This window comes from Streptomyces sp. BRA346 (assembly GCF_052851135.1).
Map to the genome: position 1 here is coordinate 22609 of NZ_JAIWIH010000020.1, position 23714 is coordinate 46322.

Genomic DNA, 23714 nt, shown 5'->3' on the forward strand with positions numbered 1-23714 from the left:
AGGGATACGTTCCGCGGAACCGGCCGGGCTTTTGCGGCAACCGGCGGGAGATGACTCCTCAGTGGACACTGCGACCGACAGCGGCGAGACACCGGCCGAGCCGTCCGCGACCGATGTCGCGATGGCCGATCTCTTTCTGCCCACCCATCGCGCCGACCCCTATACCCCGGCCCGGAAACTGCGGGAAGCCGGTCCGGTGCACCGCACTCCGCTGGGTCTGCATCTGCTGACGCGCTACGCGGAGTGCGCCTCGGTGCTCCAGAGCAACGACTGGAGCCACGCCGACGAGGCGGGCCAGCTGCATCCGAGCGTGTCGGCCGAGGAGGCGGCGGAGGAGCTGCCGACCTCGTTCCTGTGGATGGACCCGCCGGACCACACCCGGCTGCGCACCCTGGTGTCCAAGGCGTTCACGCCGCGTACCGTGGCGGCGCTGCGCCCGCGGATCGAGCAGCTGGCCGCCGAGCTGGTGGACGCGGCGCTGGAGGCCGGGGAGTTCGACCTGATCGACCTGATCGCGTATCCGCTGCCGCTCACCGTGGTGTGCGAGCTGGTCGGCGTACCGGCGGCGGACCACAAGGCGGCGCAGCTGTGGTCACAGGACCTGGCGCGCGGCTTCGACCCGGACGTGCTGATGACGCCGGAGGCGCACGCCGCGCGGAGCACCGCGTCGCGTGAATTCATGCGCTACTTCCGGGAGCTGATCGACCGGCGCCGGGCCGAGCCCGCCGACGACCTGCTCAGCGCGCTGGCCGCGGTGGAGGACCGTGGCGATGTGCTGACCGGGACGGAGCTGCTCACCACGTGTGTCACCACGCTGGTGGCCGGTCATGAGACGACCGTCAACCTGGTCGGCAGCGGGCTGCTGGCCCTGATGCGCAACCCGGACCAGATGGCGCGGCTGCGCGAGCACCCGGAGTACGTGCCGAGCGCGGTGGACGAACTGCTGCGGTACGAGCCTCCGGTGCAGCTGACCACCCGGTCCGCCAAGCGCCCGATGACGCTGGGCGGGCAGCGGATCGAGGAGGGCGAGGGCGTCGTCGTGCACATCGCCGCGGCCAACCGCGACCCGGAGGCGTACCGCGACCCGGACCGGCTGGACGTGGCCCGCTTCCACGACCGCACCGCGCCGCCGCCCCGCCACCTCGGCTTCAGCCTCGGCATCCACTACTGCCTGGGCGCACCGCTGGCGATGCTGGAGATGGAGATCCTGTTGCACGAGCTGATCCGCCGGGCCGTCACCATGGAGCCGTTGACGGACGAGCCGCCGTACAAGCCGAACCTGGTCGTACGGGGACTCTCGGCGCTGCCGGTCCGGTTCGGGGCGTCGTCGTGACCGGGACCACGGAGGCCACCGGGGCGCTCCCCGCCGGGCTGGACGTGTTCCGGCCGGAGCTGCGCGCGAACCCCTTCGACGCGTACCGGCGGCTGCGGGAGACGGGGCGGGTGCACGACACCGGCTTCGGCATCCATCTGGTGCCGCGCTACGAGGACTGTTCGGCCGTGCTGGCGGACCCGGACTGGGGGCACGGCTACACCGCGGGCATCAATCCGTTCCGGCCCGGTGTGGACGTCTCCCAGCTGCCCGGTTCGTTTCTGCTGCTCGACCCACCGGAGCACGGCCGGTTGCGCTCGCTGGTGGCCAAGGCGTTCACCAGCCGTGCGGTGGCGGGGCTGCGCCCGCGCATCACCCGCACCGTGGACGAGCTGCTGGACGCGGCGCTGGAGGCCGGTGAGGTCGACCTGGTGCAGGCGCTGGCGTATCCCGTTCCGCTGATCACGATCTGTGAGCTGCTGGGCGTGCCCGCCGCCGACCGGGACCTGTTCGGCGCGTGGACCGGCGACATCAGCCGGGGGCTCGACCCGGACGCGGTGCTCAGCGCGGAGGAGAAGGCGGCGCGGCAGGTGGCGGTGCGCGCGTTCGACGACTACTTCCACGACCTCATCGAGGCGCGGCGCACCGCGCCGGGCGACGATCTGCTGAGCGAGCTGGTGGCCGTCGAGGAGAGCGGCAACCGGCTGACCGCGAAGGAGATCGCGGACATCGGCGTCCTGCTGCTGATCGCCGGACACGAGACGACGATGAACCTGATCGCGAGCGCGGCCCTGTCCCTGCACCGCAACCCGGCGCAGCGCGCGCTGTTGTGCGGGGACCCGGGGCGGGTGGCGGACGCGGTCGAGGAGTTCCTGCGCTACGACACCCCGGTGCCGTTCCCGACCCGGGTGGCCCTGCGCGACACCACGCTGGCGGGGCGGGAGATGCCGTGCGGGACCGGGGTGGTGCTGCTGCTGGGGTCGGCCAACCGCGCCCCGGAGGTGTTCGCCGCCCCGGACGCCCTGGAGGTGCGCCGGTTCGCCGAGGGCGGTGCTCAGCGGCGGCAGCTCGCGTTCAGCCATGGGCCGCACTTCTGTCTGGGCGCCCCGATGGCCCGGCTGGAGAGCGAGATCACCCTGCGGCGGCTGTGCGAACGCGCCCCGGAGTTCGCCGTACTGGTCGAGGAGCCCGACTACCGGCCCGGCGTCTCGATGCGGGGACCGGCCCGGCTGCCGGTCCGGCTGGCCACGTGACCGAAGGATCTTTCAGGAGGTACGCAGTGACATCCGCGACGCAGGAGCCCGCCGCCACCTCGGTGGAGCGCCGTATCAGTGAGCTGACCACGCTGCTGGAGAAGGGAATGGCCCAGGGCATCGGGGTCGGTGACTCGCTCGGTGTGATGTGCGCCGAGCTGGGCGAGGGACGGGCGGTGTACACGCTCGAGCCGGGCCCCGCGCAGGCGAACGCCATGCTGACCGTGCACGGCGGGGTGCTGTCGACCCTGATGGACACCGCGATGGGCAGTTCGGTGTTCACCCGGCTGCCGGACGCCACGCTCTACACCACCCTTGAACTCAAGGTGAACTTCGTCCGCCCGGTCGCACTGGACGACGGCGAGCTGCGCTGCGAGGCGCGGACGGTGCACGTGGGGCGGCGTATCGCCACCGCCGAGGCGCGGGTGTACAACGCGGACGACAAGCTGGTCGCACACGGCAACTGCACCTGTCTGGTGCAGTCCTTCGGCTGATGCGCGGGGCGAGGCCAGGGGTGACGGTGGTGTGGGCCGACTTCGGCGGGGTGCTGACCCCGCCGGTCGGCGACGCGCTGCGGCAGGTGGCCGACGCGGCCGGGATCCCGGTGACCGAGCTGCTGGCCGGAATACGACGGTTGGCCGCCCGGGACGGTACGGACCTGCTGGAGCCGCTGGAGCGCGGGCTGATCTCGCAGCGGGAGTGGGGCCGCCGACTCACCGCCGAGCTGGCCCCGGCGTATGTACCACGCGTCGATCTGGGCGATTTCGGCGACTACTGGTACGCGGGCCGACCGCTCAACCGGGACCTCCACGACGCGCTGGTGGCGTTGCGCGGACGGGGGTTCCGGCTGGGCATGCTGACCAACAGCGTGCGCGAGTGGGAGGTCCATCGCGCCGCGATGCTTCCTGATCAGACCGTGTTCGAGCGGGTGATCAAATCCCATGAGACGGGGCAGCGCAAGCCGGATCCGGAGATCTACCGGCTCGCCGAGGAGGCGTTCGGCGCCGCCCCGCCGGAGTGTCTGCTGATCGACGACACGGAGGCCAACTGCTCTGCCGCCGAGGCGCGCGGCTGGCGGGCCGTCCGGCACCGGGACAACGGGAGCACACTGGCGGAGCTGGGCGCGCTGCTCGGGGGTGAGGCGGTCAAGCTCGTACCATGTCGCCCGGATACTGCCAAGTACGATTCACCGCAGGTTCGTCCAGGACCATCAGCATGTCGGCCATACCTTGCGTGCGGAGGCCGCGATGGAATTCAGACACCTGGTGTCCTTCCTGGCGATTACTGAGGAGCTGCATTTCGGGCGTGCGGCAGCGAAGCTGCACCTCACCCAACCCTCGCTCAGCCAGCAACTACAGCGACTGGAGAAGTCCCTGGGCGTCGAACTGGTCGCCCGGACGTCGCACGAGGTGCGACTCACCGAGGCCGGGCGGGCGTTCGAGGTGCAGGCCCGGACGATCGTCGCCCAGGTCGACAAGGCGACCCACACCGCCCGGGAGGCGGCGGCCGGTCGGACCGGCTCGATCAACATCGGCTACAACTTCCCGGCCGGGCAGCATGTCCTGCCCTCGACCCTGGCCAAGATGAGCATCGAGTTCCCCGATGTCACCGTCGGGCTGTGCGAGAAGCGGACCGGGCCGCAGCTCCGCGCCCTGGCCGCGGGCGATCTGGATGTGGCGCTGGTGTACGGACACCCCGTCACCTCCGAGTTCCGCTACCGGCGGCTGCTCCAGGTGCCGCTGGTCGCGGTGGTCGGCCAGGGGCACCGGTGGGCCGGGCGGCCGGGAGTGCCGTTCGCCGAAGTGGCGCACCACGCGTGCATCCTCTTCGCCCGCGACCAGTGTCCGGCCATGTACGACGCGATCCTGGCGGCGGCCCAGCGCTGCGGGATCACCCTCAATGTCGCGCACACCCTGAACGACCCGGGGGCGACGGCCATCGTGGTGTCCATCAAACCGCTGGTGGGGTTCGCGTCGATGTCGCGCGGGCTGTCGGTCGGTTCGGGCACCGGCGGCATCCGTCCGGCGGTGGTCCAGCTGTACGACCCGGTGCCGATGATCGACCTGTGCGCGGTGTGGCGCGCCTCGGACGACAACCCGTTGGTCGAGGGGTTCCTGGACTGCGTCGAGGCGGTCCGTCCTTTCGACGCCCCGGGCCTGGTCCGCGGGGAGTCCAAGCTGCTGCGATAGGAAACCTCAACTGCCCGTTCAGAAAATACGCGTTGCCGACCCCCGGCGGGTCATCGAGAATTTTTTCATGTGACGACAATTTCGCATTCCAGGAATGGTCTCGACCTCCCCGACACACACGGCCTGTTCCACGTTCTGGACGGCGCCGCCGCCACCGACCCGGACCGTATCGCACTGGTCCGCAAAACCGAAACCGAATGGCAGGACATCAGTCTCCTGGAATTCACCGAACAGGTGAATTCCGCGGCCCGGGCCCTGCTCGCGCAAGGCGTGCGTTTCGGTGACCGCGTCGCGATACTCGGCCGCAACGCTTACGAATGGGTGCTGGCCGACTACGCCATCCTCAGCATCGGCGCGGTCACCGTCCCGGTCTACCCCACCGCCTCCGGCCACCAGATCCGCCACGTCCTCACCGACTCGGGCGCGGCCTGGGCCTTCGCCGAGACCCCGGAGGACCGGGAGCGGCTGGAGGCGGCCGGGGCCGAGGGGGTGTGGCTGCTGGCCGAGGTGGACCGGTGGAAGGTCACCGGCCGCGAGGAGGAGCTGCGGGAGCGCCGTCGCCAGGTCACCGCAGACGACCTGGCGACGATCGTCTACACCAGCGGCACCACCGGCCTGCCCAAGGGCTGCATGCTCACCCACCGCAACATGTACGCCTCCTCGGCCAACACCGTGGAGCAGACCGGCTGGCTGTTCCGGCGCGCGGACGAGGACCCGTCGGCCGGGCAGGCGACCACGCTGCTCGCGCTGCCGCTGTCCCATGTGTTCGGCCGGACCCTGATGCTGTCGTGTCTGTGCGGCGGCACCCGGACCGCGCTGGTGCCCGGCGTCCCGGAGCTGCTGGCCGAACTTCCGGTGCTCCGGCCGACGTTCCTCGCCCTGGTGCCGTACGCGCTGGAGAAGATCCGCAAGCGCAGCCGCGCCCTGGTCGACCCCGTGGCGGAGGAGACCGCCATTGCGATGGGCCTGGCGGAGGCCCGCGGGGAGGCCGTCGACCCCGCGCTGGCCATGACGTACCAGGCCCTGGACCAGGACGTGTACGAGCGGCTGCGGGAGAGCTTCGGTGGCCGCTTCCGGTATGTGATCGCGGGCGGGGCGTCGTTGGACGAGACCACCGCGGCCTTCTACGCCGGGGTCGGCGTCACCATTCTCAACTGCTACGGGCTCACCGAGGCGGCGACCGCGGTCACCGTCAACGCGCCGGACACCAACCGGATGGGCACGGTCGGGCGGCCGATCCCGGGCACCACCGTGGGCATCGCCGAGGACGGTGAGGTGCTGGTGCGCGGCGCCAACGTGTCGCCCGGCTACTGGCCGAAGGGCCGGAGGCGGACGGGCGCCCCGGCCGCCCGCGGCGAGCGGCCGTGGCTGCGCACCGGCGACCTCGGGCGGCTGGACGACGACGGCCACCTGATCATCACCGGGCGGGCCAAGGAGATCCTGGTGACCAGCGGCGGCAAGAACGTCTCCCCCACCCCGCTGGAGGACCGCGTGCGGCTGCACCCGCTGGTGAGCAACTGCATGGTCATCGGCGAGGGCCGCAGTTACGTCACCGCGCTGGTCACCGTGGACGGGGCGGCGCTGGCGAAGTGGACCGCCGACCGGGAGCCCGCGCCCGACGGCGCCGGGTGGACCGAGCACCCCGCGCTGCTCGCCGAGATCGAGACCGCCGTGGCCGACGCCAACTCCCTGGTGTCCCGGGCCGAGTCGATCCGGCGCTTCCGGGTGGTCGAGGGCGACTTCACCGTGGAGGCGGGACTGCTGACGCCGTCGATGAAACTGCGCCGGGCGGCGATCGAGAAAGCCTTCGCCGACGATGTCGACGCGCTCTACCGAGCGCTGCACCAGAGCTGAACCGACCGCCGGGTGAACCGCGCCGCAACAATAAACCTCTTTATGCGACGCATTCATTTCCCCGGCGTTTCCCCTTCTTTTCTGCGCCCCTTCCGGCTTCCCGTCTTCATTGCCCCGGCTAATCGAATGATGGGTTCCCGCTGTTGACGTTGACCGCATTTTCCGGCGGTCGACAGAATCGCTTGTGTCGACATCACCACTGGAGCGATCTCATATGTATGACGTCATTGTTGTGGGTGGACGCTGCGCCGGTTCGCCGCTGGCCATGCTGCTCGCCCGGCAGGGTCACCGGGTCCTGGTGCTGGAGCGGTCCACGTTCCCCAGCGACACCGTTTCCACCCACTACATCCACCAGGCGGGGCTGTCCCGGCTCCAGGCGTGGGGGCTGCTGGACCGCGTCATCGCCAGCGGGGTCCCGCCGATCCGGCAGCTCAACTTCGAGTACACCGGGATCGAGATCGCCGGGTTCGCCGACCCGATCGACGGCATCGACGCCGTGTACTGCCCGCGCCGAACGGTGCTGGACGCCATCCTCGTCGACGCCGCCCGGGAGGCCGGCGCCGAGGTGATCGAGGGGTTCACGGTCACCGATGTGCTGTTCGACGGCGACCGGGTGACCGGGGTCAGGGGCCGCGAGGGCGAGGGCCCGGAGCGGGAGTTCCGCGCCACCGTCACGGTCGGCGCCGACGGCCGCAACTCGGTGGTCGCGGACAAGGTGGGCGCCGAGATCTACCGCCGCGTCCCGGCCGCCTGCTTCGTCTACTACTCGTACTACGACGGCCTGGACTGGGGCATGCACCACCGCACCGCCTCCGGCCAGCAGCAGATCGGCACCTGGCCGACCAACGACGGGCAGAACCTGCTGGCCGTCATGCGCAAGAACGACCGGTTCGGCGCGTTCCGGCGCGATGTGGAGGGAAGCTTCCAGGAGGTGTACGACCAGGTCGCCCCCGAACTCGGCGAGGAGCTGCGGGACAGCGGGGTGCGCACCGAGAACTTCCGGCCGATGCGCTACCCGGACAACTACTACCGCACCTCGTACGGCCCGGGCTGGGCGCTGGTCGGCGACGCCGGTTACCACAAGGACCCCTTCACCGGCTGGGGCATCACCGACGCCTTCAAGTACGGCGAACTCCTCGCCGAGCAGCTCCACCTCGGGCTGTCCGGACAGCGCCCGATGGACGCCGCGCTGGCGGAGTACGTCAAGCTGCGCGACGAGCAGAGCAACGGCACCTTCGAGCTGACGTGCAGCCTGGCCGAGCTGTCCCTGACCCCGTACTACGACTCGGTGTTCCGCGCGGCCGGCCAGAGCCCCTCGTACACCGCGAAGTTCTTCGGCCTCATCGCGGGCGGCATCCACGGAGACGAGTTCTTCGCCCCCCAGGCCCTCGAAGCCCTCTACGAAGAAGTCGGCTTCCCGCAGGACAAGCGCCTGCTCACGCAGTCCTGACCCCACCCACCCCCGGCCGGACCGCCGGCCGGAATGACCGAGAGGACATCTCCCGTGCCGACGATCCGGCTCACCGTGCTCGGCGACAGCTTCGTGGAGGGCAGGGGCGACCCGGCGCCCGGTGACGGTTTCCGCGGCTGGGTCTCCCGGTTCGCGGGCGGGCTGCACCTGCCGCGGAAGACCGTGCTGAACCTCGGTGTGCACGGCGCCACCACCCAGGCGGTCGTGGACGGCCAGCTGCGCCGCGCGCTGGTCAACAAGGCCCCGCTGACCGGGGTCGTCGTCGGGGTCAACGACCTGATCGGCGACTACGACCGGCTGCGCTTCCGGCGCAACCTGCACACCATCTTCAGCTCCCTCACGGGCGCGGACACCACCGTCCTGACCGCGAGCTACCCCGACATCCCCGGAAACCTGCCGCTCCCCGAGCGCTTCCGCGCCCAGATGCGCGAGCGCTTCGCCGAGGCGAACGCGGCGCTGTACGACATCACGCGCGCCACCGGCACCCTCTGCCTGGACATCGGCAGGCTGCCGGAGTGGCGCAACCCCGCGCTCTGGTCCGAGGACGGTCTGCACCCCAGCCCGATCGGACACCAGCGGTTCGCCGACTCCATGGCCGAACTGTTCTCCCGCACCACCGGCATGACCGGCCTGAACGCCGCCTGACCGCGGCCGTACTCAGTGTTCTCGAGAGGAAAGACATGAGCGAGGAGTTGGCCGACCGCAGGCTGGCCCGCACCCCGATCGCCATCGTCGGCACGTCGGGGCTGTTCCCGATGGCCCGCAACCACCGCGAGTACTGGCAGAACGTCGTGGACGGGACCGACTGCACCCAGGAGGTGCCCGAGTCCCGCTGGCGTCTCGACGACTACTACGACGCCGACCCGGACGCACCGGACAAGACCTACTCGCGGCGCGGCGCGTTCCTGCCCGACGTGGACTTCAACCCGCTGGAGTTCGGGCTGCCGCCCAACCAGCTCGAAGTCACCAGCACCATGCAGACCCTCAGCCTCGGCGTGGCGCGCGACCTGCTGCTCGACGCGGGCGCCCCCGAGTCCGGCTGGTACGACGCCTCCCGCACCGGTGTCGTGCTGGGCACCACGGGCCCGGTGCCGCTGATGCATCCGCTGGCCGCCCGGCTCTCCACCCCCGTGCTCAAGGAGGTGGTGCGCAGCTGCGGGCTGACCGCCAGGGACGCCTCCGAGATCGCCGAGAAGTACGTCAAGGCGTTCGCGCCCTGGCAGGAGAACTCCTTCCCCGGTCTGCTGGCGAACGTGGTGGCGGGACGGGTCGCCAACCGGCTGGGGCTGGGCGGTATGAACACCACGGTCGACGCCGCCTGCGCCGCCTCGCTGTCCGCGATCCGGCTGGCGGTGGCGGAACTCGTCGACGGCCGGGCCGACATGATGCTCACCGGCGGCGTGGACACCGAGAACACCATCTTCATCTACATGTGCTTCTCCAAGGTCGGGGCGCTGTCGAAGACGGACACCATCAGCCCGTTCTCCGACGCCGCGGACGGCACCCTGCTCGGCGAGGGCATCGGCATGGTCGCCCTGCGCCGCCTGGACGACGCGCTGCGCGACGGCAACCGGATCTACGCGGTGATCCGCGGCATCGGCTCCTCCAGCGACGGCCGCTCCAAGAGCATCTACGCCCCGCGCGCCGAGGGCCAGCGGGTCGCCCTGGACCGCGCGTACGCCGACGCGGAGGTCTCCCCCGCCACGGTCGAGCTGTTCGAGGCGCACGCCACGGGGACGTCCGTCGGCGACCGCACCGAACTCAGCGCCTTGGGCGACCTGCTGCGCGACGCCTCCGACGAACCGCACTTCGCCGCGCTGGGCAGCGTGAAGTCGCAGATCGGCCACACCAAGGGCGCGGCGGGCACGGCCAGCCTGATGAAGCTCGCGTTCGCGCTGCACAACAAGGTGCTGCCGAGCACCATCAACGTGGATGCGCCGAACGCCGCCATCGACTTCGCCGACGCCCCCTTCTACGTCAACGTCAAGACCCGGCCGTGGATCCGCGACCCGCACCGGCCCCTGCGCCGGGCCGGGGTGTCCGCGATGGGCTTCGGCGGCACCAACTTCCACATCGTGCTGGAGGAGCGGGCGTCGGAGCCGACCGAACGGCGCGTCGCCCACCGCACCGCGCAGGCCCACCTGTGGCACGCACCGGACCCGGCCGCCCTGCTCGACCTGCTGCGGTCCGGCGCGCCCGCGTCCGACGCGGGGGACATCCCGGCCGACCACGCCCGGGCCGGCTTCGCCGCCTCGGACGACGAGACCGCGGCCGACCTGCGCGAAATCGCCGTACAGCAGCTGGCGGCCGACCAGGACGCCGAGGAGTGGACCCATCCGCGCGGTGTGTACTTCCGCCGCAGGGCCGCCGAGAACCTCAAGGTCGGCGCGCTGTTCGCCGGGCAGGGCAGCCAGTACCTCGACATGGGCCTGGACGCGGCGCTGAACGTCCCCGTCGTCGCCGCCGCCTTCGACGAGGCCAACGGACACTTCTCCGGCGCGGACACCCGGCTCGGCAAGGTCGTCTTCCCGCCGCCGGTGTTCGCCCCGGAGCAGCGACAGGAGCAGGAGGCCGCGCTGCGCCGCACCGAGCACGCGCAGCCCGCGATCGGCGCGCTGTCGGTCGGCCAGTTCCGCTACCTGGGCGAGCTCGGGCTGTCCTGCGCGGCGCTGGCCGGGCACAGCTTCGGCGAACTGACCGCGCTGTGGGCGGCCGGTGCGCTGTCCGACGAGGACTACTTCACGCTCGCCCGGGCGCGGGGCGCGGCCATGGCGCCCACCGGCGACGGCGACACCGGCACCATGGCGGCCGTGCAGGCGGGCGAGGAGCGGGTCACCGAACTCCTCGCGGACTTCCCCGACGTGGTGATCTGCAACCTCAACGCCCCCGACCAGGTGGTCGTCGGCGGCCCCACCGAGGACGTCGAGCGGCTCATCGAGGTGTGCGCGGAGCAGGAGATCAACGCGCGGCTGCTGCCGGTGTCCGCGGCCTTCCACACCCGCTACGTCGGCCACGCGGTGGAGGCGTTCCGCCCGGCGGTCGAGGCCGTCCGGGTCGGGGAGCCCACCGTCCCGGTGCACGCCAACACCCCCGGCGCCGCGTACGGGGCCGACACGGGCGCCAACGCGCGGACCCTGGTGCGCCAGCTCCTGGAGCCGGTGGACTTCGTGGCCGCGCTGCGGTCGATGCACGAGTCCGGGGTCACCGTGTTCGTGGAATTCGGGCCCAAGCAGGTGCTCACCCAGCTGGTGCGCCGCACCCTCGGCGACGACGTCCACGCCATCCCCACCGACGGCGGCCCGCTCGGTGACAGCGACACCGCGCTGAAGCAGGCCGCGGTGCGGCTCGCGGTGCTCGGCGTCCCGCTCTCCGGCATCAACCGGTACGCCGAACCGGCCGTCGAGCCCGCCGAGTCCGGCGGCATGACCATCGCGCTGTCGGCGCCGGAATACGTACCCGAGGAGCGGGCCGCCGCGTACCGGGAGGCGCTGGACAACGGCTACCAGGTGCGGCCGCCCGCGCCGGAGCCGGTGGCCGGGGCCGCCCCGGCTCCCGCCGTCCCGGCACCCGCCCCCGTCTCTGTTCCCGCCCCCGCCCCCGCTCCCGCTCCCGCTCACCAGATCAGCGCCCCCGTGGAGGACCCCGTGCGCAGCCCAGTGGAACAACACCTCGCCTTGCACAGCCAGTACCTGGAGAGCCAGTTGCAGGTGGCCGACCAGGTCGCGGACGCCCTGCGGCAGCCCGCGCAGCCGCACACCTCCGAGGCCATCAACGCCGTCGCGCAGCAGAGCGTCGCCATCGGCCGCGCCCACGCCCGGGCGAGCGAGATCCTGGCCACCCTGGCGGAGCTGGACGCGGGCTTCCCCAACGGCGGTTACACCGGCGCGCCCCGCTCCTTCGCCCCGGGTACGGCCGATGCGGACGTCCCCGAGCTGGTCAGCGCGCCCGTACGGCCCGAACTCGCCGTCCCGGCCCCGGCGCCCGCCCCGGCCGCCGCGCCCGCCCCCGCGCCGGTGGCGGTCCCCGCGCCCGCACCGGCCCCCGCGCCCGTCCCCGCGCCGGTGGCGGTCCCCGCGCCCGTCCCGACGCCCGCACCCGCCGCCGAGCCGTCGGCGAACGGCGGCGCCGCCACCGACGACGACGTCCGCAGCGTGCTCGTCGACGTCATCGCCGAGAAGACCGGCTACCCCGCGAACATGATCGACCCGACCATGGACCTCGAGGCCGACCTCGGCGTCGACTCCATCAAGCGCGTCCAGGTGCTGGGGTCCATCCAGGAGCGGATGCCGGACCTCCCGGAAATCCGGCTGGAACAGCTCGGAGAGTTGCGCACGGTCGATCAGATCGCCGACTACCTGGCCACCGGAGAGGGTGATGTCGACCCAAAAGGCCGTGATGCCGGGGCGAGCGCGCCCCGGCAGGCCGTCGAACTCGTGGGGCTGCCCGCGGTCGACGTGATCGAGCGGCCGTACCCGGCGGAGCCGGTGGCGGTCCTCCTGGACGGGGGCGGCGCCGACGGCGACGCGCTCGCCACCGCGCTGAAGGACGAGGGCTGGACGGTCCGCCGGACGACACCGCGGGACGACGCCGCACACACCGGCCGCGTCGACCTGTACGTCACGCTGGTGGACGCCGCCCAGGACTGGCCGGACGCCCAGCAGTGGCTGACCGGGACGATCCTGACCGCCGGACGGGCCGCCGACACGCTCGACCCGGCCACCGGGCGGGCAGGATTCGTCACCGTCACCCGGCTCGACGGCGGCCTCGGGCTGCACGGCCGCCGCGGTGCGGTCGCGTCCCTGGTGGGCGGCATCGGCGGGGTCGTGAAGACCCTGGCGGCCGAGCGGCCCGCACTGTTCTGCCGCGCGCTCGACATCGAACCGACGTTGTCCGAGGCGGAGTTCACCGCTGCGGTGCTCGCCGAGATCCGTGACGCGGCCCGCGACACCCTCGAAGTGGCCGTCGACGAGCACGGCGCCCGCTGGACCGTGGTGCCCGGCAGCCATGGCGAGGCCCACCGGGTCACCACCGTGGACCTCGACGGCGAACCGCCCGCCACCGCCCTGACCGACGCGGACCTGCTGCTGGTCACCGGTGGCGCCCGCGGCGTGACCGCCGAGTGCGTCCGCGCGCTCGCCGACCACGCGCCCGCCCGCTTCCTGCTGCTCGGCCGCACCGAGCTGGAGCCGGAGCCGTCGTGGGCGGCCGGGGTCGCCGACGCCGACCTCCAGCCCGCCGTGATCGCCGGTCTCGCCGCGGACGGGGCCCGCCCCACCCCGCGCGAGGTGCGCCGGGTGCACGGCAGCCTGCTCGCCCAGCGAGAGATCCGCGCCACGCTGGCCGCGCTGGGCGACCGCGGAGAGTACGTGGCCGTCGACACCACCGACCGGGCCGCCGTGCAGGCGGCCCTGGCCGAACACCGCGACCGGATCACGGGCGTGGTGCACGGTGCCGGGGTGCTCGCCGACGCGCTGCTGCCGGACAAGACGCCCGAGCAGATCGCCCGGGTCCTCGCGCCCAAACTCCACGGGCTGCGCCATGTGCTGGACGCGCTGGACGGCGCGGCGCTGCGCCATCTGGTGCTGTTCACCTCGGTGGCGGGCCTGCTCGGCAACCCGGGCCAGGCCGACTACGCGGCGGCGAACGAGGCCCTGTGCCGGTTCGCGGCCGGATGGCGGCACGCCCACCCCGGGGCGCGGGTCACCGCGATCGACTGGGGCGCCTGGGACGCCGGGATGGTCACCCCCGAGCTGCGGGAGCTGTTCACCGCCCGTGGCATCCCGCTGCTCGACCCGCGGGTCGGCGCGCGGGCGTTCGTCGGCGAGTTCGCCGGGCCACCCACCTCCGAGGTGTGCGTCCTGGTCGGCGAGAACACCGCGCTCGGTGGGGGCCGGTCGGCCGTGGCCCCGGCGTTCTCGGCCCACCGGGACATCACCGGCATCGACGCCGACGAGGTCATCCAGGCGCACCGGATCGGCGAACACGCCGTGCTGCCCGCCACGTTCGGCCTCGGCTGGCTGGTCAGCGTCGCGGAGCGGGCCCACCCGGGCCTGCGGGTGGTGCGCGCCCTGGACTTCCAGGTACACAAGGGCATCGTCTTCGACGGCACCCGGCCCGACGGCTTCCGGGTCCAGGCCGAAGCCGAGGAGGGCCACGGGGACGAGGTGATCGTCCGCGCCGCGGTGCGCAGCCGGTCGGCCGCCGGGGCGCTGGTCTCGCACTACGCCGGTACGTTCCTCCTCGCGCCCGAGCCGCCGGAGGCGCCCGTGATCGACGTACCGCCGGTCACCGAGGGGCCGGAGGACGGTCTGGACATCTACCGCGAGGCCACCCAGTTCCACGCCCCGCGCCTCCAGGGCATGCGCCGTGTGCTCGACCGTTCGGCGGACCGCATGGTGCTGCTGTGCCGTCTCGCCGACGCGGACGTGGCCGGTGGCGCGTACGCCGGGCGGCTGCACAGCCCGGTCCTGGCGGACGTGCTGCTCCAGGGCCCGCCGGTGCTGGGCAAGGAGCTGCTCGGCGGGGCCTGTCTGCCGCTGGGCATCGGCCGGGCCGAGTGGTACGCGCCGCTGCCCGACGACGAGCCGTATCTCCTGGTGCTGGACGAGGCGCGCCAGGCGGCGGGCGGGGTCACGGTGACCGCCACCGCGGCCACGGCCGACGGGCGCGTGCTGTGCCGCTTCGCCGATGTCACCGTCGTGTCCACCCCGGACATGACGGACAAGTTCCAGGAGTCGGTACGGCGGTGGCAGCACCGGTCGGCCGACCAGGAGGAGACGACCGCGTCATGACCGAAGTCCTGGAGTTCGAGGGCGAGCCGTTCGACGCGGTCGCCTGGACCGCTCCCCCGCCCGAACCGACCACACCCCCCGAACCCTCCGTTCCGGCCGTTCCGGCCGGTGGGGCGCCGCAGCCCGGCTCCACCCTCGTCGAGCTGCGTACCGCCCTGGTCAGCGCCCACTCGGGGGCGCTCCGCGCGCAGGTGGCGCTCCAGCGCCGACTGCTCGGCCTTCCGGGCCGGACCGCCGTGGCGGCCGGTCCGGCCCGGGCGGCCGCCGAGGGCGCGTTCAAGCCCCTGGCCCGCTCGGTGGTGACGCGGCTGGGCGTCACCGAGCTGCGGCGGCTGGCCGCGGGCGACGTCGCCGGGGTGTTCGGCGCCGGTTACGACCAGGAGGACCGCAACCCGGATGTGCGCCTCGCGGCCGGTGCCGACCCGGCGCTGACCGAGGTGACCGCCCTGGAGCTGCGCGGCGGCTCCGGGGGCCACGGCCGGGTGGTGGCGCGTACGGTGCCGGGCGCCGACCCCGTCGAGGCGACCGTGCAGGCCGCCCAGGTGTTCGCGCTGTTCACCGGGTTGCATCTGTGCCTCGCCGACGCGCGGTTCGTGCGCGTCGGCCCGGAGCACACCCGGGTCGAGCCCGGTACCGAAGCCGGCACCGGGCTCGATGTCGAGGTGGAGTGGATCGACCTGGTGCCGCGGCCCGGGCTGCGGGTGCGCGCCCGCAGTGGCGGCGCCGTGGTGTCCGGGGTCGAGGTGGCCGTCCACGAGAAGCCCGGGGTGCCGGTCGGCCCCGAGCGCGGCGGCTTCCCCGCGCGGTGGCTCGGCCGCAAGAGCGCGCAGGGCGAACGGGTCCTGCTCAGCGAGTTCCAGCTCGCCCATCTCGCCCGGGGCGACCAAGGCGTCGCGCTGGGCCCGGAGTTCGCCCACTACACGGGGATCAAAGCAACGCGCATCCCCACCGGGGGGCTGCTGCTCGTCGACCGGGTCGTGGACATCCAGGGCGAGCGCGGGCGGCTCGACGGCGCCACGTACCAGACCGAGTACGACTCCCCCGCCGACTCCTGGTACTACGCGGACACCGCCAACGCGTCCATGCCCAACTGCGTCTACATGGAGACCTCCCTCCAGTCGGCGCTGCTCATCGGCTATCACCTCGGCGCCACGCTGAGCAGGCCGCACGAGACGCAGTGCCTGCGCAACCTGGGCGGCACGGCCACCGTGCTGCACGAGGTCGACCTGCGGGACACCACCATCCGGCAGGACTCCGCGCTGGAGTCCACCACGCCGATGCCCGGCTCGACGCTCCAGAGCTTCACGTACACCCTCGCCGCGAACGGGGTGCCCTTCTACTCCGGGGAGACCCTGTTCGGCTACTTCAGCGAGGAGGCGCTGCGCAACCAGACCGGCCTCGACGCGGGCCGCGACGTGCCCACCTGGCGGGACGAGAACCCCACCGCGGAGGGCCGCACCATCGACGTGGCCGCCCGCCGCGCCGACCCGGCCGCACCGCTGTGCTCCCGCGACAAGCTCACGCTGCTCGACGAGCTGACCGTGGTGGACGGCGGTGGCCGCTACGGCAAGGGCTATCTGCACTCGACGCGGAACATCGACCCGGACGACTGGTTCTTCGCCCGCCACTTCCACCTCGACCCGGTGATCCCCGGGTCGCTCGGGGTCGAGACCGTCATCCAGGCGATGCAGGAGTGGCTGCTCGACTCCGGCCTCGGCGACGGCATGCGCGACCCCGGCTTCGTGCTGCCGGTCGGTGTGCCGTTCACCTGGAAGTACCGGGGGCAGTTCCTGCCCACCGACGGCACCGTGACGCTGGAAGTCCACATCAAGGAGATCCAGCGCAAGTCCGGGCGGCTGCGGGTCATCGCGGACGCCAGCATGTGGAAGCCGGGCCTGCGCATCTACGAACTCATCGACATCGCCATCGAACTGCGCGAGCAGGGAGCCGCACCGTGGTGACACCGACCGACCGGGCGGCGGGCCCTGCCCGGGAGCCCGAGGCAATCTACCGCGAGCTGAATCTGCTGGACCGGCCGTGTTTCGTCGTACGGGACGAGCTGGGCGTCGGGGTCACCACCGACGCCGGGCTCGCCCGCCGGGCCCAGGTGCTGGCCGCCGTGCCGTCCCTGCCGCCCGCCTCGCTCGGCGATCCGGCCTTCCGGGCCGCCCATGGCGTCGGCCACGCCTACCACGGCGGGGCGATGGCCAATGGCATCGCGTCGGCCGACATGGTCATCGCCCTGGCCCGGGCCGGTTTCCTGGGCTCGTTCGGCGCGGCCGGGGTGCTGACGGAGAAGGTGGACACGGCGATCCGCCGTATCACCGCCGAGGCACCGGGCGCGCCGTTCGCCGTCAACCTGATCCACTCGCCCAACGAACTGGCCATGGAGCGGGCCGTGGTGGAGCTGTGCCTGCGCCACCAGGTGCGCTGCGTCGAGGCGTCGGCGTTCCTGGACCTCACCCCGCAGGTGGTGCACTACCGTGCCGCGGGGCTGTCCCGGGACGCCGAGGGCCGGATCACGGTGGCCAACCGGATCATCGCCAAGGTGTCCCGGGCCGAGGTGGCGGAGCGCTTCCTGCACCCGGCCCCCGAGGCGATGCTGCGCTCCCTGGTGGAGTCCGGCGCGATCAGCGCCGAACAGGCCGAGCTGGCGCGGCAGGTGCCGATGGCGGACGACATCACCGCCGAGGCGGACTCCGGCGGGCACACCGACCGGCGCCCGCTGGTCGTGCTGCTGCCCGAGCTGATCGCGGTGCGCGACCGGATCCAGCGCGAGCTGGGGTACGCGCGACCGGTGCGGGTCGGCGCTGCGGGTGGCATCGGCACCCCGGCCGCCGCGGCGGCCGCGTTCGCGCTCGGTGCCGCGTACGTCGTCACCGGCTCGATCAACCAGGCGTGCGTGGAGAGCGACCAGTCGCCCGCGGCGAAGGAGCTGCTCGCGTCCGCCGGGGTGGCGGACTGTGTGATGGCTCCGTCGGCCGACATGTTCGAGATGGGCGTCGACGTCCAGGTGCTCCAGCGCGGCACGATGTTCCCCGGCCGGGCGCGCCGGCTGTACGAGGCGTACCGGACGCACGACTCGCTCGAGTCCCTCGGGGACACCGAGCGGGCCGAACTGGAGAAGCGTGTCTTCCAGCGGCCGCTGGAGGACGTGTGGGAGGACTGCACCCGGTTCTTCGCCGAGCGGGACCCGGAGCAGATCGAGCGCGCACGGGACAGTCCCAAGCGCCGGATGGCCCTGGTGTTCCGCTGGTATCTGGGGCTGTCCTCGGGGTGGTCCATCCGCGGGGTGCCCGAGCGGGCGGCGGACTACCAGATCTGGTGCGGCCCGGCGATGGGCGCGTTCAACCAGTGGGTCGCGGGCACCCATCTCGCCGCGCCCGCCCACCGCGGGGTCGCGGAGGTGGCCACGCATATCCTGCGCGGCGCGGCCTTCGCCGCCCGGGCGGGACAGCTGCGGCTGGCGGGGGTGCGGCTGCCCGCGCGGTGCGCCACGTACCTGCCGGTGCCGCTCACGGGCTGAGCCCCGCACCACGGACGGGCCGGGACTTCGAGGTACGAAGTCCCGGCCCGTTCCACGTCGTGGGGTTACTTGATCCCGGAGCGGACGAAGGCGTTGACGATGTTGCGCTGGAGCACCAGGTACAGCGCGAACACCGGCAGGCAGGCGAGCCCCGATACGGCCATCAGCGGCCCCCAGTCGGTGCCCTCGGTGCCCATGAAGCTGCGCAGGCCCAGCTGGAGGACGGCGTTGCTGCGCTGCATCACCATGGCGGGCCAGAAGTACTCGTTCCACGCGTTGACGAACAGCACGACGGCGAGCGCCGACAGGGCGGAGCGCATGTTGGGCACCACGACGGTCCACAGCGTCGTCCACGAGGAGCGCCCGTCCATCGCGGAGGCCTCCAGCAGCTCGCGGGGGAAGCTCTCCAGGTGCTGGCGCAGGAGCAGCACACCGAGCGCCGAGCAGAGGGTCGGGACGACGACGCCCATGAGGGTGTTGAGCAGCCCGAGCTGCATCAGCAGCACGTAGTTGGGCAGCATGGTGACCTGGAAGGGCACCAGCCAGGTCCCGACGAACGCGATGTACAGCAGCCGCTTCAGCGGGAAGTTCCACGCGGCGAAGGCGTACGCGGCGAGCAGCCCGGTGAGCAGCTGGCCGACGGCGATGAGCCCGGCCATCGCCAGGGTGTTGAACAGCAGATGCGCCACCTCGACCTGGCGGGCGGCGTCCCTGTAGCTCTGGACGGACAGCGGCCAGGGCAGCGGGGAGAGCGAGTAGACGTCGCCGGAGCGGCGCAGGGACGTGGCGTACAGCCAGTAGATCGGGAAGACGCAGAGCGCGCTGAGCACCGCGAGCACCCCATGGGCGCGCACGGTGCGCAGGCGGCCGCGGTCGCCGACGGCCTGTTCGGACACGGTGGGTGGACTCCTCTGTGGTGTCTCTCAGTTGTCGTGGAAGGCCAGGCGCTCGGACAGCCACACCAGCGCGGCGGCGACCAGTCCGAAGCCGACGAAGAGCAGCATCCCGGCGGCCGCGCCCATGCCCGCGTCGTAGCTGCGGAAGCCGTAGTCCCACAGCAGGTAGTAGACGTTGGTGGTGGAGTCGGCCGGTCCGCCCTGCGTGAGCGAGTCGATCAGCGGGAACGTCCACTGCGCGGACAGCAGCACGGTCATCAGCATCAGGAAGACCAGCGTCGGGGAGAGCAGCGGCAGGGTGATCCAGCGGGTGATCTGCCCGCGCGACGCGCCGTCGAGGGCCGCCGCGTCCGCGTAGTCGCCGTTGATGCCGGACAGCGCGGCGGCCACCACGAGCACGGCGAAGCCGAGCACGTGCCAGCCGGTGATCATGATGATCGCGACCTGGGCGTAGCCGCTCTCCTGGAGCCAGTTCACCGAGGTGCCCGTCGCCCGGTCCACCACGCCGCCGCGCGGATAGAGCAGCCACCCCCAGACCGCGGCGCCGGCCACCGGGGCGACCAGCATGGGCGAGAACACCAAGGCCTGGTAGACGGCCCGGGACCGGCCGCCGAGCCGCCGGGTGAGCAGCCCGACGACCACGGGGATGACGATCGAGAACGGCAGCAGGCCGAGGATCACCTCGAGGGTGCGCCACAGCGCGTCGCCGAGCTGCGGGGAGTCCATCAGCCGCCGGTAGTTGTCGAGCCCGACCGGCTCCATGGGCGTGGTGGGCAGCAGGTTCCAGGAGTAGAACGACAGCTGGGCGGTCTGCGCCAGCGGCCGGTACACCCAGATGCCCAGCAGGATCAGGGCCGGGGCGAGGTACAGATACGGCGGCGCCGCGCGCCGGATCGCGCGCGGCAGCGAGGGCCGCGCCGCCTTGATGGCCGTGTCCATCGGCCGGGGCGGCGCGGCAACCTCCATGAACATCTCTCACTCCGTTTCGGGCGTCAGGTCCACTTCGGGCGTCAGGTCCTGGATGAAGCGCACCATCGCGTCGCGCTCGCTGTCGTACACGGCGGGGCCCGGCTCGACGGGCACCGCGGTGGTCACCAGGGTTCCGTCGATGAGGTCGATCCGGGTGAATCCGGCGCCCTCGGCGCCGCGCAGCCTGCCGCTCGGGGACATCGCGTCCACCCGGTACGCCAGCGCGGGCGACACCCACACCGGGACGGTGCCGAGCACACCGGAGCTGGTGTGGTGGGCGTGCCCGGTGACGATCAGGCGGACATCGCTTCCGGCGACGACGGCACCCAGCCGCTCGGCGCCGCGCAGCCGCAGCAGATGGACGGTGGGCACCGGGGACGGCAGCGGCGGGTGGTGCAGGACCAGCACCGTGCCCCGGGGCGCGGGCCGGGCCAGCTCCTCGGCCAGCCAGCGCAGCTGGGCGTCGTGCAGATGGCCGTCGTGGCGTCCGGGCACGCTGCTGTCCAGTACGACGATCCGCAGGCCCCCCACCCAGTGCACCCGGTCGGCGGCCTGTCCGCCGTCGAGCAACGCGGCCCGGAACGCGGTGCGTTCGTCGTGGTTGCCCGGCACGTACACCACCTCGGCGCCGAGCCGCTCCACGAACGGGGCGATCACACCGCGCAGCCGCCGGTACGCCTCGGGGGCGCCGCTGTCCGTCAGGTCACCGGTCAGCAGCAGCGCGGACACCCGGGCCCCGGAGGCCGCCACCAGCTCGATGGCGGCCTCCAGGTTGGCGAGGGTGTCGACCTGGCCGTGCATCAGCTCACCCTCGGGGAGGATGTGGGTGTCGCTGAACTGCACCAGGGTCAGTTCGGGCTCGGTCATTTCTTCGGCAGCAGCTTGTCGGCCTGCTTGCGGGCGGCCTGGAGCGTGGTCTTCGGGTCGGCGCCCTGGTAGACGGCCTTCTCCACCGCGTCCAGCATCTCGTTGCGGGCCTGGATGTAGTTCTTGCCGGGGAAGGACTGCCACGGCTCCATGCGGGTGAGCTGGTCCAGGTTGGGCTTGATCAGCGGGTTCTGCTGGGCCCAGGTCTTGAGGCCCTTCGGGTCGTCGACCAGACCGGTGCGCAGCGGCAGGTAGCCGATCTTGCTGGAGATCATGGTGTACGCCTGGTCGCTGGTGAGGAACTTGATCAGCTCCCAGGCGGCGCGCTGCTTGGCCTGGTCCTTGGCGTAGACGAACAGCGCGGAGCCGGAGTTGGTGGGGACGACGGGCTTGTCCCCGAAGCCGGGCGAGGTGGTGGCCCGCAGGTCCCACTTGTCCTTGGAGCCCTTCATGAAGAGCCCCTGGACCGCGCTGGTCTCCAGGATCATTCCCATGTCGCCGCGGGCGAACTCGGTGTACGCCTGCTCCTGGTTCAGCTTGGGCGTGGCCCCGGACTTCACCATGGCCCGGGCCTGCTCGACCGCCTCGACGGCCGGGGGCTGGTCGAAGGTCAGCTCGGATCGGTCCTCCGAGATGACCCGGCCGCCGTTGGAGCGGACCATGGACTGGAAGCACCAGTCGGTGGCGATCTTGGTCAGGCAGTCGCTGTAGTGGCCGTCCTTGCCGGTCTTCTTCTTGATGGCCAGGGCGGCCTTGGCCACCTCGTCCCAGGTCTTCGGCGGCTCGGCCGGGTCGAGACCGGCCTTCTTGAACAGGTCGGCGTTGTAGTAGAGGACCGGCGTGGAGAACACGAACGGGACGCCGTAGGTCTTGCCGGACCAGTCGCCGAGGGTCTGGGCCCGGGTGGCGTACGGGTGGGCGCCGCCGAAGTTCTTCCGCACCTCGGCCTTGCCCACCAGGTCGTCCAGCGGCTGGGCACCGAGGCCGTTGACGGCGTAGTCCAGGTCGCCGAAGCCGAGCTGGGCGACGTCCGGCGGGTTTCCGGAGGCGGTCTCGTTCTGCACGCTGGAGACGGCGTCGGCGGCCGGGTTGGGGCTGTTCCCCTGCGGCTTCTGTGCGGTCACCTTGATATTCGGGTGGGCCTGTTCGAATTTCTTGATAAGTGCGGTGAACGTTTCGGTCCACGGGCCCGCCTGCCCGAAGTTGTAGCTCTCGAAGGTGATCGACACCTTCTGGTCGGAGCCGAGTTCGGGCACCGGGGAGGAGCCCGATTTCTTGTCCTCGGCGGCGCCGAGACCGCCGCAGGCCGAGGCGCCGAACAGGATGGCGACGGCGCCCAGGGCGGCACCGAAACGGAAGCGAGAAGTTCTCACGGAATGCACGGAATGCTCCTAGTGAAGCGTATGGGCTTGCTGATACGGGGATTTCGGCGCAGGCGCTGCGGCGAATGGTTCTGATACCGGATCGGCGTTCCAGGTCAGCCGGCGTCCGCTGCTCCGGTCGAAGAGATGGATGTGGTGCGGCGCCACGCCGAGTCCCAGCGCGTCGCCGGTGGACATGCCGAGCGGGCGCGGTCCGCGCAGGGCCACCGCGGCGGAGCCGACGGTGCAGTGGGCGACCTCGTCGCTGCCCAGGTTCTCCACCATCTTCACCTGCGCGCGCAGCATCGGCGTCGCGGCCGGGGCGAGATGTTCGGGCCGTACCCCCAGCACCACGTCGCGCGGGGGCAGTTCACCGGCGATGCCCAGGGGGACGTCGATGTCCTGGGCCACCGCCCGCAGTTCGCCGTTCCGGCTGACGATCCGCGCGTCCATCAGGTTCATCGGGGGTGAGCCGAGGAAGCCCGCGACGAACACCGAGGCGGGCTCGTCGTAGACCTCGGCAGGCGTGCCCACCTGCTCCAGGCGGCCCGCGTTCAGCAGGGCGATCCGGGTCGCCATGGTCATGGCCTCGACCTGGTCGTGCGTAACGTACACGAAGGTCGAACCGAGTCTGCGGTGCAGGCCGGTCAGCTCGGCGCGGGTGGAGGACCGCAGCTTGGCGTCGAGGTTGGACAGCGGCTCGTCCATCAGGAACGCGCCGGGGTCGCGCACCAGCGCCCGGCCGAGCGCGACGCGCTGGCGCTGGCCGCCGGACAGTTCGCGCGGGCGGCGCTCCAGCAGTTCGCCGAGGTCGAGCACCTCGGCGACCTCCGCGACCCGGCTGCGGATCTCGGGTCGCGTCCGGCGGCGGGCGCGCAGCGGGAAGCCGATGTTCCGCGCGACGCTCAGATGCGGGTAGAGGGCGTAGCTCTGGAAGACCATGGCGAGGTCGCGGTCGCGCGGCGGGGTGTGGGTGATGTCGGTGTCGTCGAGGCGGATGCGGCCCGCGGACAGCGGAGTGAGCCCCGCGATCATGCGCAGCAGGGTCGACTTGCCGCAGCCGCTCGGCCCGAGCAGGACCAGGAACTCGCCGTGCCCGACATCCAGGCTGACCCCGTCGACGGCGACGGTCCGGCCGAAGCTTTTGGTCACGCCTTCGATGCCCAATCGGCTCACGAGTCAATTCCTTTCCCGCCGGGTTATCGTGCGGGAGAACCACAACAGC

At 72.1% G+C, this 23714-nt stretch carries 16 protein-coding genes; 11 read left to right on the top strand and 5 right to left on the bottom strand.

What is annotated here, in order from left to right; all coding sequences use genetic code 11:
- Window positions 1–61 precede the first annotated feature (61 nt).
- From LCH29_RS22910 to LCH29_RS22960, 11 genes are all read left to right on the top strand, one after another.
- A complete protein-coding gene (locus tag LCH29_RS22910) occupies window positions 62–1333 on the top strand; it encodes a cytochrome P450 (protein ID WP_446463607.1) in 1272 nt (423 codons plus the stop codon).
- The gene (locus LCH29_RS22915; RefSeq protein WP_446463608.1) at window positions 1330–2565 is read left to right on the top strand and encodes a cytochrome P450; all 1236 of its coding nucleotides are present in this window, start codon (window positions 1330–1332) and stop codon (window positions 2563–2565) included. Before LCH29_RS22910 ends, LCH29_RS22915 begins: the two co-directional genes overlap by 4 nt.
- 26 nt (window positions 2566–2591) lie before the next feature.
- Window positions 2592–3059, top strand: a complete 468-nt coding sequence (locus LCH29_RS22920; RefSeq protein WP_446463609.1) for a PaaI family thioesterase — start codon at window positions 2592–2594, stop codon at window positions 3057–3059.
- The gene (locus LCH29_RS22925) at window positions 3059–3853 is read left to right on the top strand and encodes an HAD family hydrolase (RefSeq protein WP_446463610.1); all 795 of its coding nucleotides are present in this window, start codon (window positions 3059–3061) and stop codon (window positions 3851–3853) included. Before LCH29_RS22920 ends, LCH29_RS22925 begins: the two co-directional genes overlap by 1 nt.
- Window positions 3813–4754 (top strand): LysR substrate-binding domain-containing protein, encoded by a 942-nt coding sequence (locus LCH29_RS22930; RefSeq protein WP_446463611.1) that lies wholly within the window; start codon window positions 3813–3815, stop codon window positions 4752–4754. Before LCH29_RS22925 ends, LCH29_RS22930 begins: the two co-directional genes overlap by 41 nt.
- Window positions 4755–4823: 69 nt before the next feature.
- Window positions 4824–6608: an AMP-dependent synthetase/ligase gene (locus LCH29_RS22935; RefSeq protein ID WP_446463612.1), complete on the top strand. Its 1785-nt coding sequence runs from the start codon at window positions 4824–4826 to the stop codon at window positions 6606–6608.
- A 214-nt stretch (window positions 6609–6822) separates the two neighbouring features.
- Window positions 6823–8058: an NAD(P)/FAD-dependent oxidoreductase gene (locus tag LCH29_RS22940; RefSeq protein WP_446463613.1), complete on the top strand. Its 1236-nt coding sequence runs from the start codon at window positions 6823–6825 to the stop codon at window positions 8056–8058.
- 54 nt (window positions 8059–8112) lie between these two features.
- The gene (locus tag LCH29_RS22945) at window positions 8113–8724 is read left to right on the top strand and encodes an SGNH/GDSL hydrolase family protein (RefSeq protein ID WP_446463614.1); all 612 of its coding nucleotides are present in this window, start codon (window positions 8113–8115) and stop codon (window positions 8722–8724) included.
- A 35-nt stretch (window positions 8725–8759) separates the two neighbouring features.
- Window positions 8760–14870, top strand: a complete 6111-nt coding sequence (locus tag LCH29_RS22950) for an SDR family NAD(P)-dependent oxidoreductase (protein WP_446463615.1) — start codon at window positions 8760–8762, stop codon at window positions 14868–14870.
- A complete protein-coding gene (locus tag LCH29_RS22955; RefSeq protein ID WP_446463616.1) occupies window positions 14867–16831 on the top strand; it encodes a beta-hydroxydecanoyl-ACP dehydratase in 1965 nt (654 codons plus the stop codon). Before LCH29_RS22950 ends, LCH29_RS22955 begins: the two co-directional genes overlap by 4 nt.
- Window positions 16825–18396, top strand: a complete 1572-nt coding sequence (locus LCH29_RS22960; protein ID WP_446463617.1) for a PfaD family polyunsaturated fatty acid/polyketide biosynthesis protein — start codon at window positions 16825–16827, stop codon at window positions 18394–18396. Before LCH29_RS22955 ends, LCH29_RS22960 begins: the two co-directional genes overlap by 7 nt.
- Before the next feature lie 65 nt (window positions 18397–18461).
- Here LCH29_RS22960 and LCH29_RS22965 read toward each other — a convergent pair whose 3' ends face one another.
- From LCH29_RS22965 to LCH29_RS22985, 5 genes are read right to left on the bottom strand one after another with little or no spacing between them, the layout of a single operon-like run.
- Window positions 18462–19292, bottom strand: a complete 831-nt coding sequence (locus tag LCH29_RS22965) for a carbohydrate ABC transporter permease (protein WP_446463618.1) — start codon at window positions 19290–19292, stop codon at window positions 18462–18464.
- A 27-nt stretch (window positions 19293–19319) separates the two neighbouring features.
- Window positions 19320–20264, bottom strand: a complete 945-nt coding sequence (locus LCH29_RS22970; RefSeq protein ID WP_446463619.1) for a carbohydrate ABC transporter permease — start codon at window positions 20262–20264, stop codon at window positions 19320–19322.
- A 3-nt stretch (window positions 20265–20267) separates the two neighbouring features.
- A complete protein-coding gene (locus tag LCH29_RS22975; protein WP_446463620.1) occupies window positions 20268–21128 on the bottom strand; it encodes a metallophosphoesterase in 861 nt (286 codons plus the stop codon).
- A complete protein-coding gene (locus LCH29_RS22980) occupies window positions 21125–22501 on the bottom strand; it encodes an ABC transporter substrate-binding protein (protein ID WP_446463621.1) in 1377 nt (458 codons plus the stop codon). Before LCH29_RS22980 ends, LCH29_RS22975 begins: the two co-directional genes overlap by 4 nt.
- Window positions 22502–22519: 18 nt before the next feature.
- A complete protein-coding gene (locus LCH29_RS22985; RefSeq protein WP_446463622.1) occupies window positions 22520–23665 on the bottom strand; it encodes an ABC transporter ATP-binding protein in 1146 nt (381 codons plus the stop codon).
- Window positions 23666–23714: the final 49 nt, after the last annotated feature.

What these genes read in the sequence shown, in the direction of transcription:
- LCH29_RS22955 (WP_446463616.1), top strand. Translation starts at nt 14,867, where the DNA reads ATGACCGAAGTCCTGGAGTTCGAGGGCGAGCCGTTCGACGCGGTCGCC.
- LCH29_RS22975 (WP_446463620.1), bottom strand. Translation starts at nt 21,128, where the DNA reads ATGACCGAGCCCGAACTGACCCTGGTGCAGTTCAGCGACACCCACATC.
- LCH29_RS22950 (WP_446463615.1), top strand. Translation starts at nt 8,760, where the DNA reads ATGAGCGAGGAGTTGGCCGACCGCAGGCTGGCCCGCACCCCGATCGCC.
- LCH29_RS22940 (WP_446463613.1), top strand. Translation starts at nt 6,823, where the DNA reads ATGTATGACGTCATTGTTGTGGGTGGACGCTGCGCCGGTTCGCCGCTG.
- LCH29_RS22970 (WP_446463619.1), bottom strand. Translation starts at nt 20,264, where the DNA reads ATGTTCATGGAGGTTGCCGCGCCGCCCCGGCCGATGGACACGGCCATC.
- LCH29_RS22925 (WP_446463610.1), top strand. Translation starts at nt 3,059, where the DNA reads ATGCGCGGGGCGAGGCCAGGGGTGACGGTGGTGTGGGCCGACTTCGGC.
- LCH29_RS22930 (WP_446463611.1), top strand. Translation starts at nt 3,813, where the DNA reads ATGGAATTCAGACACCTGGTGTCCTTCCTGGCGATTACTGAGGAGCTG.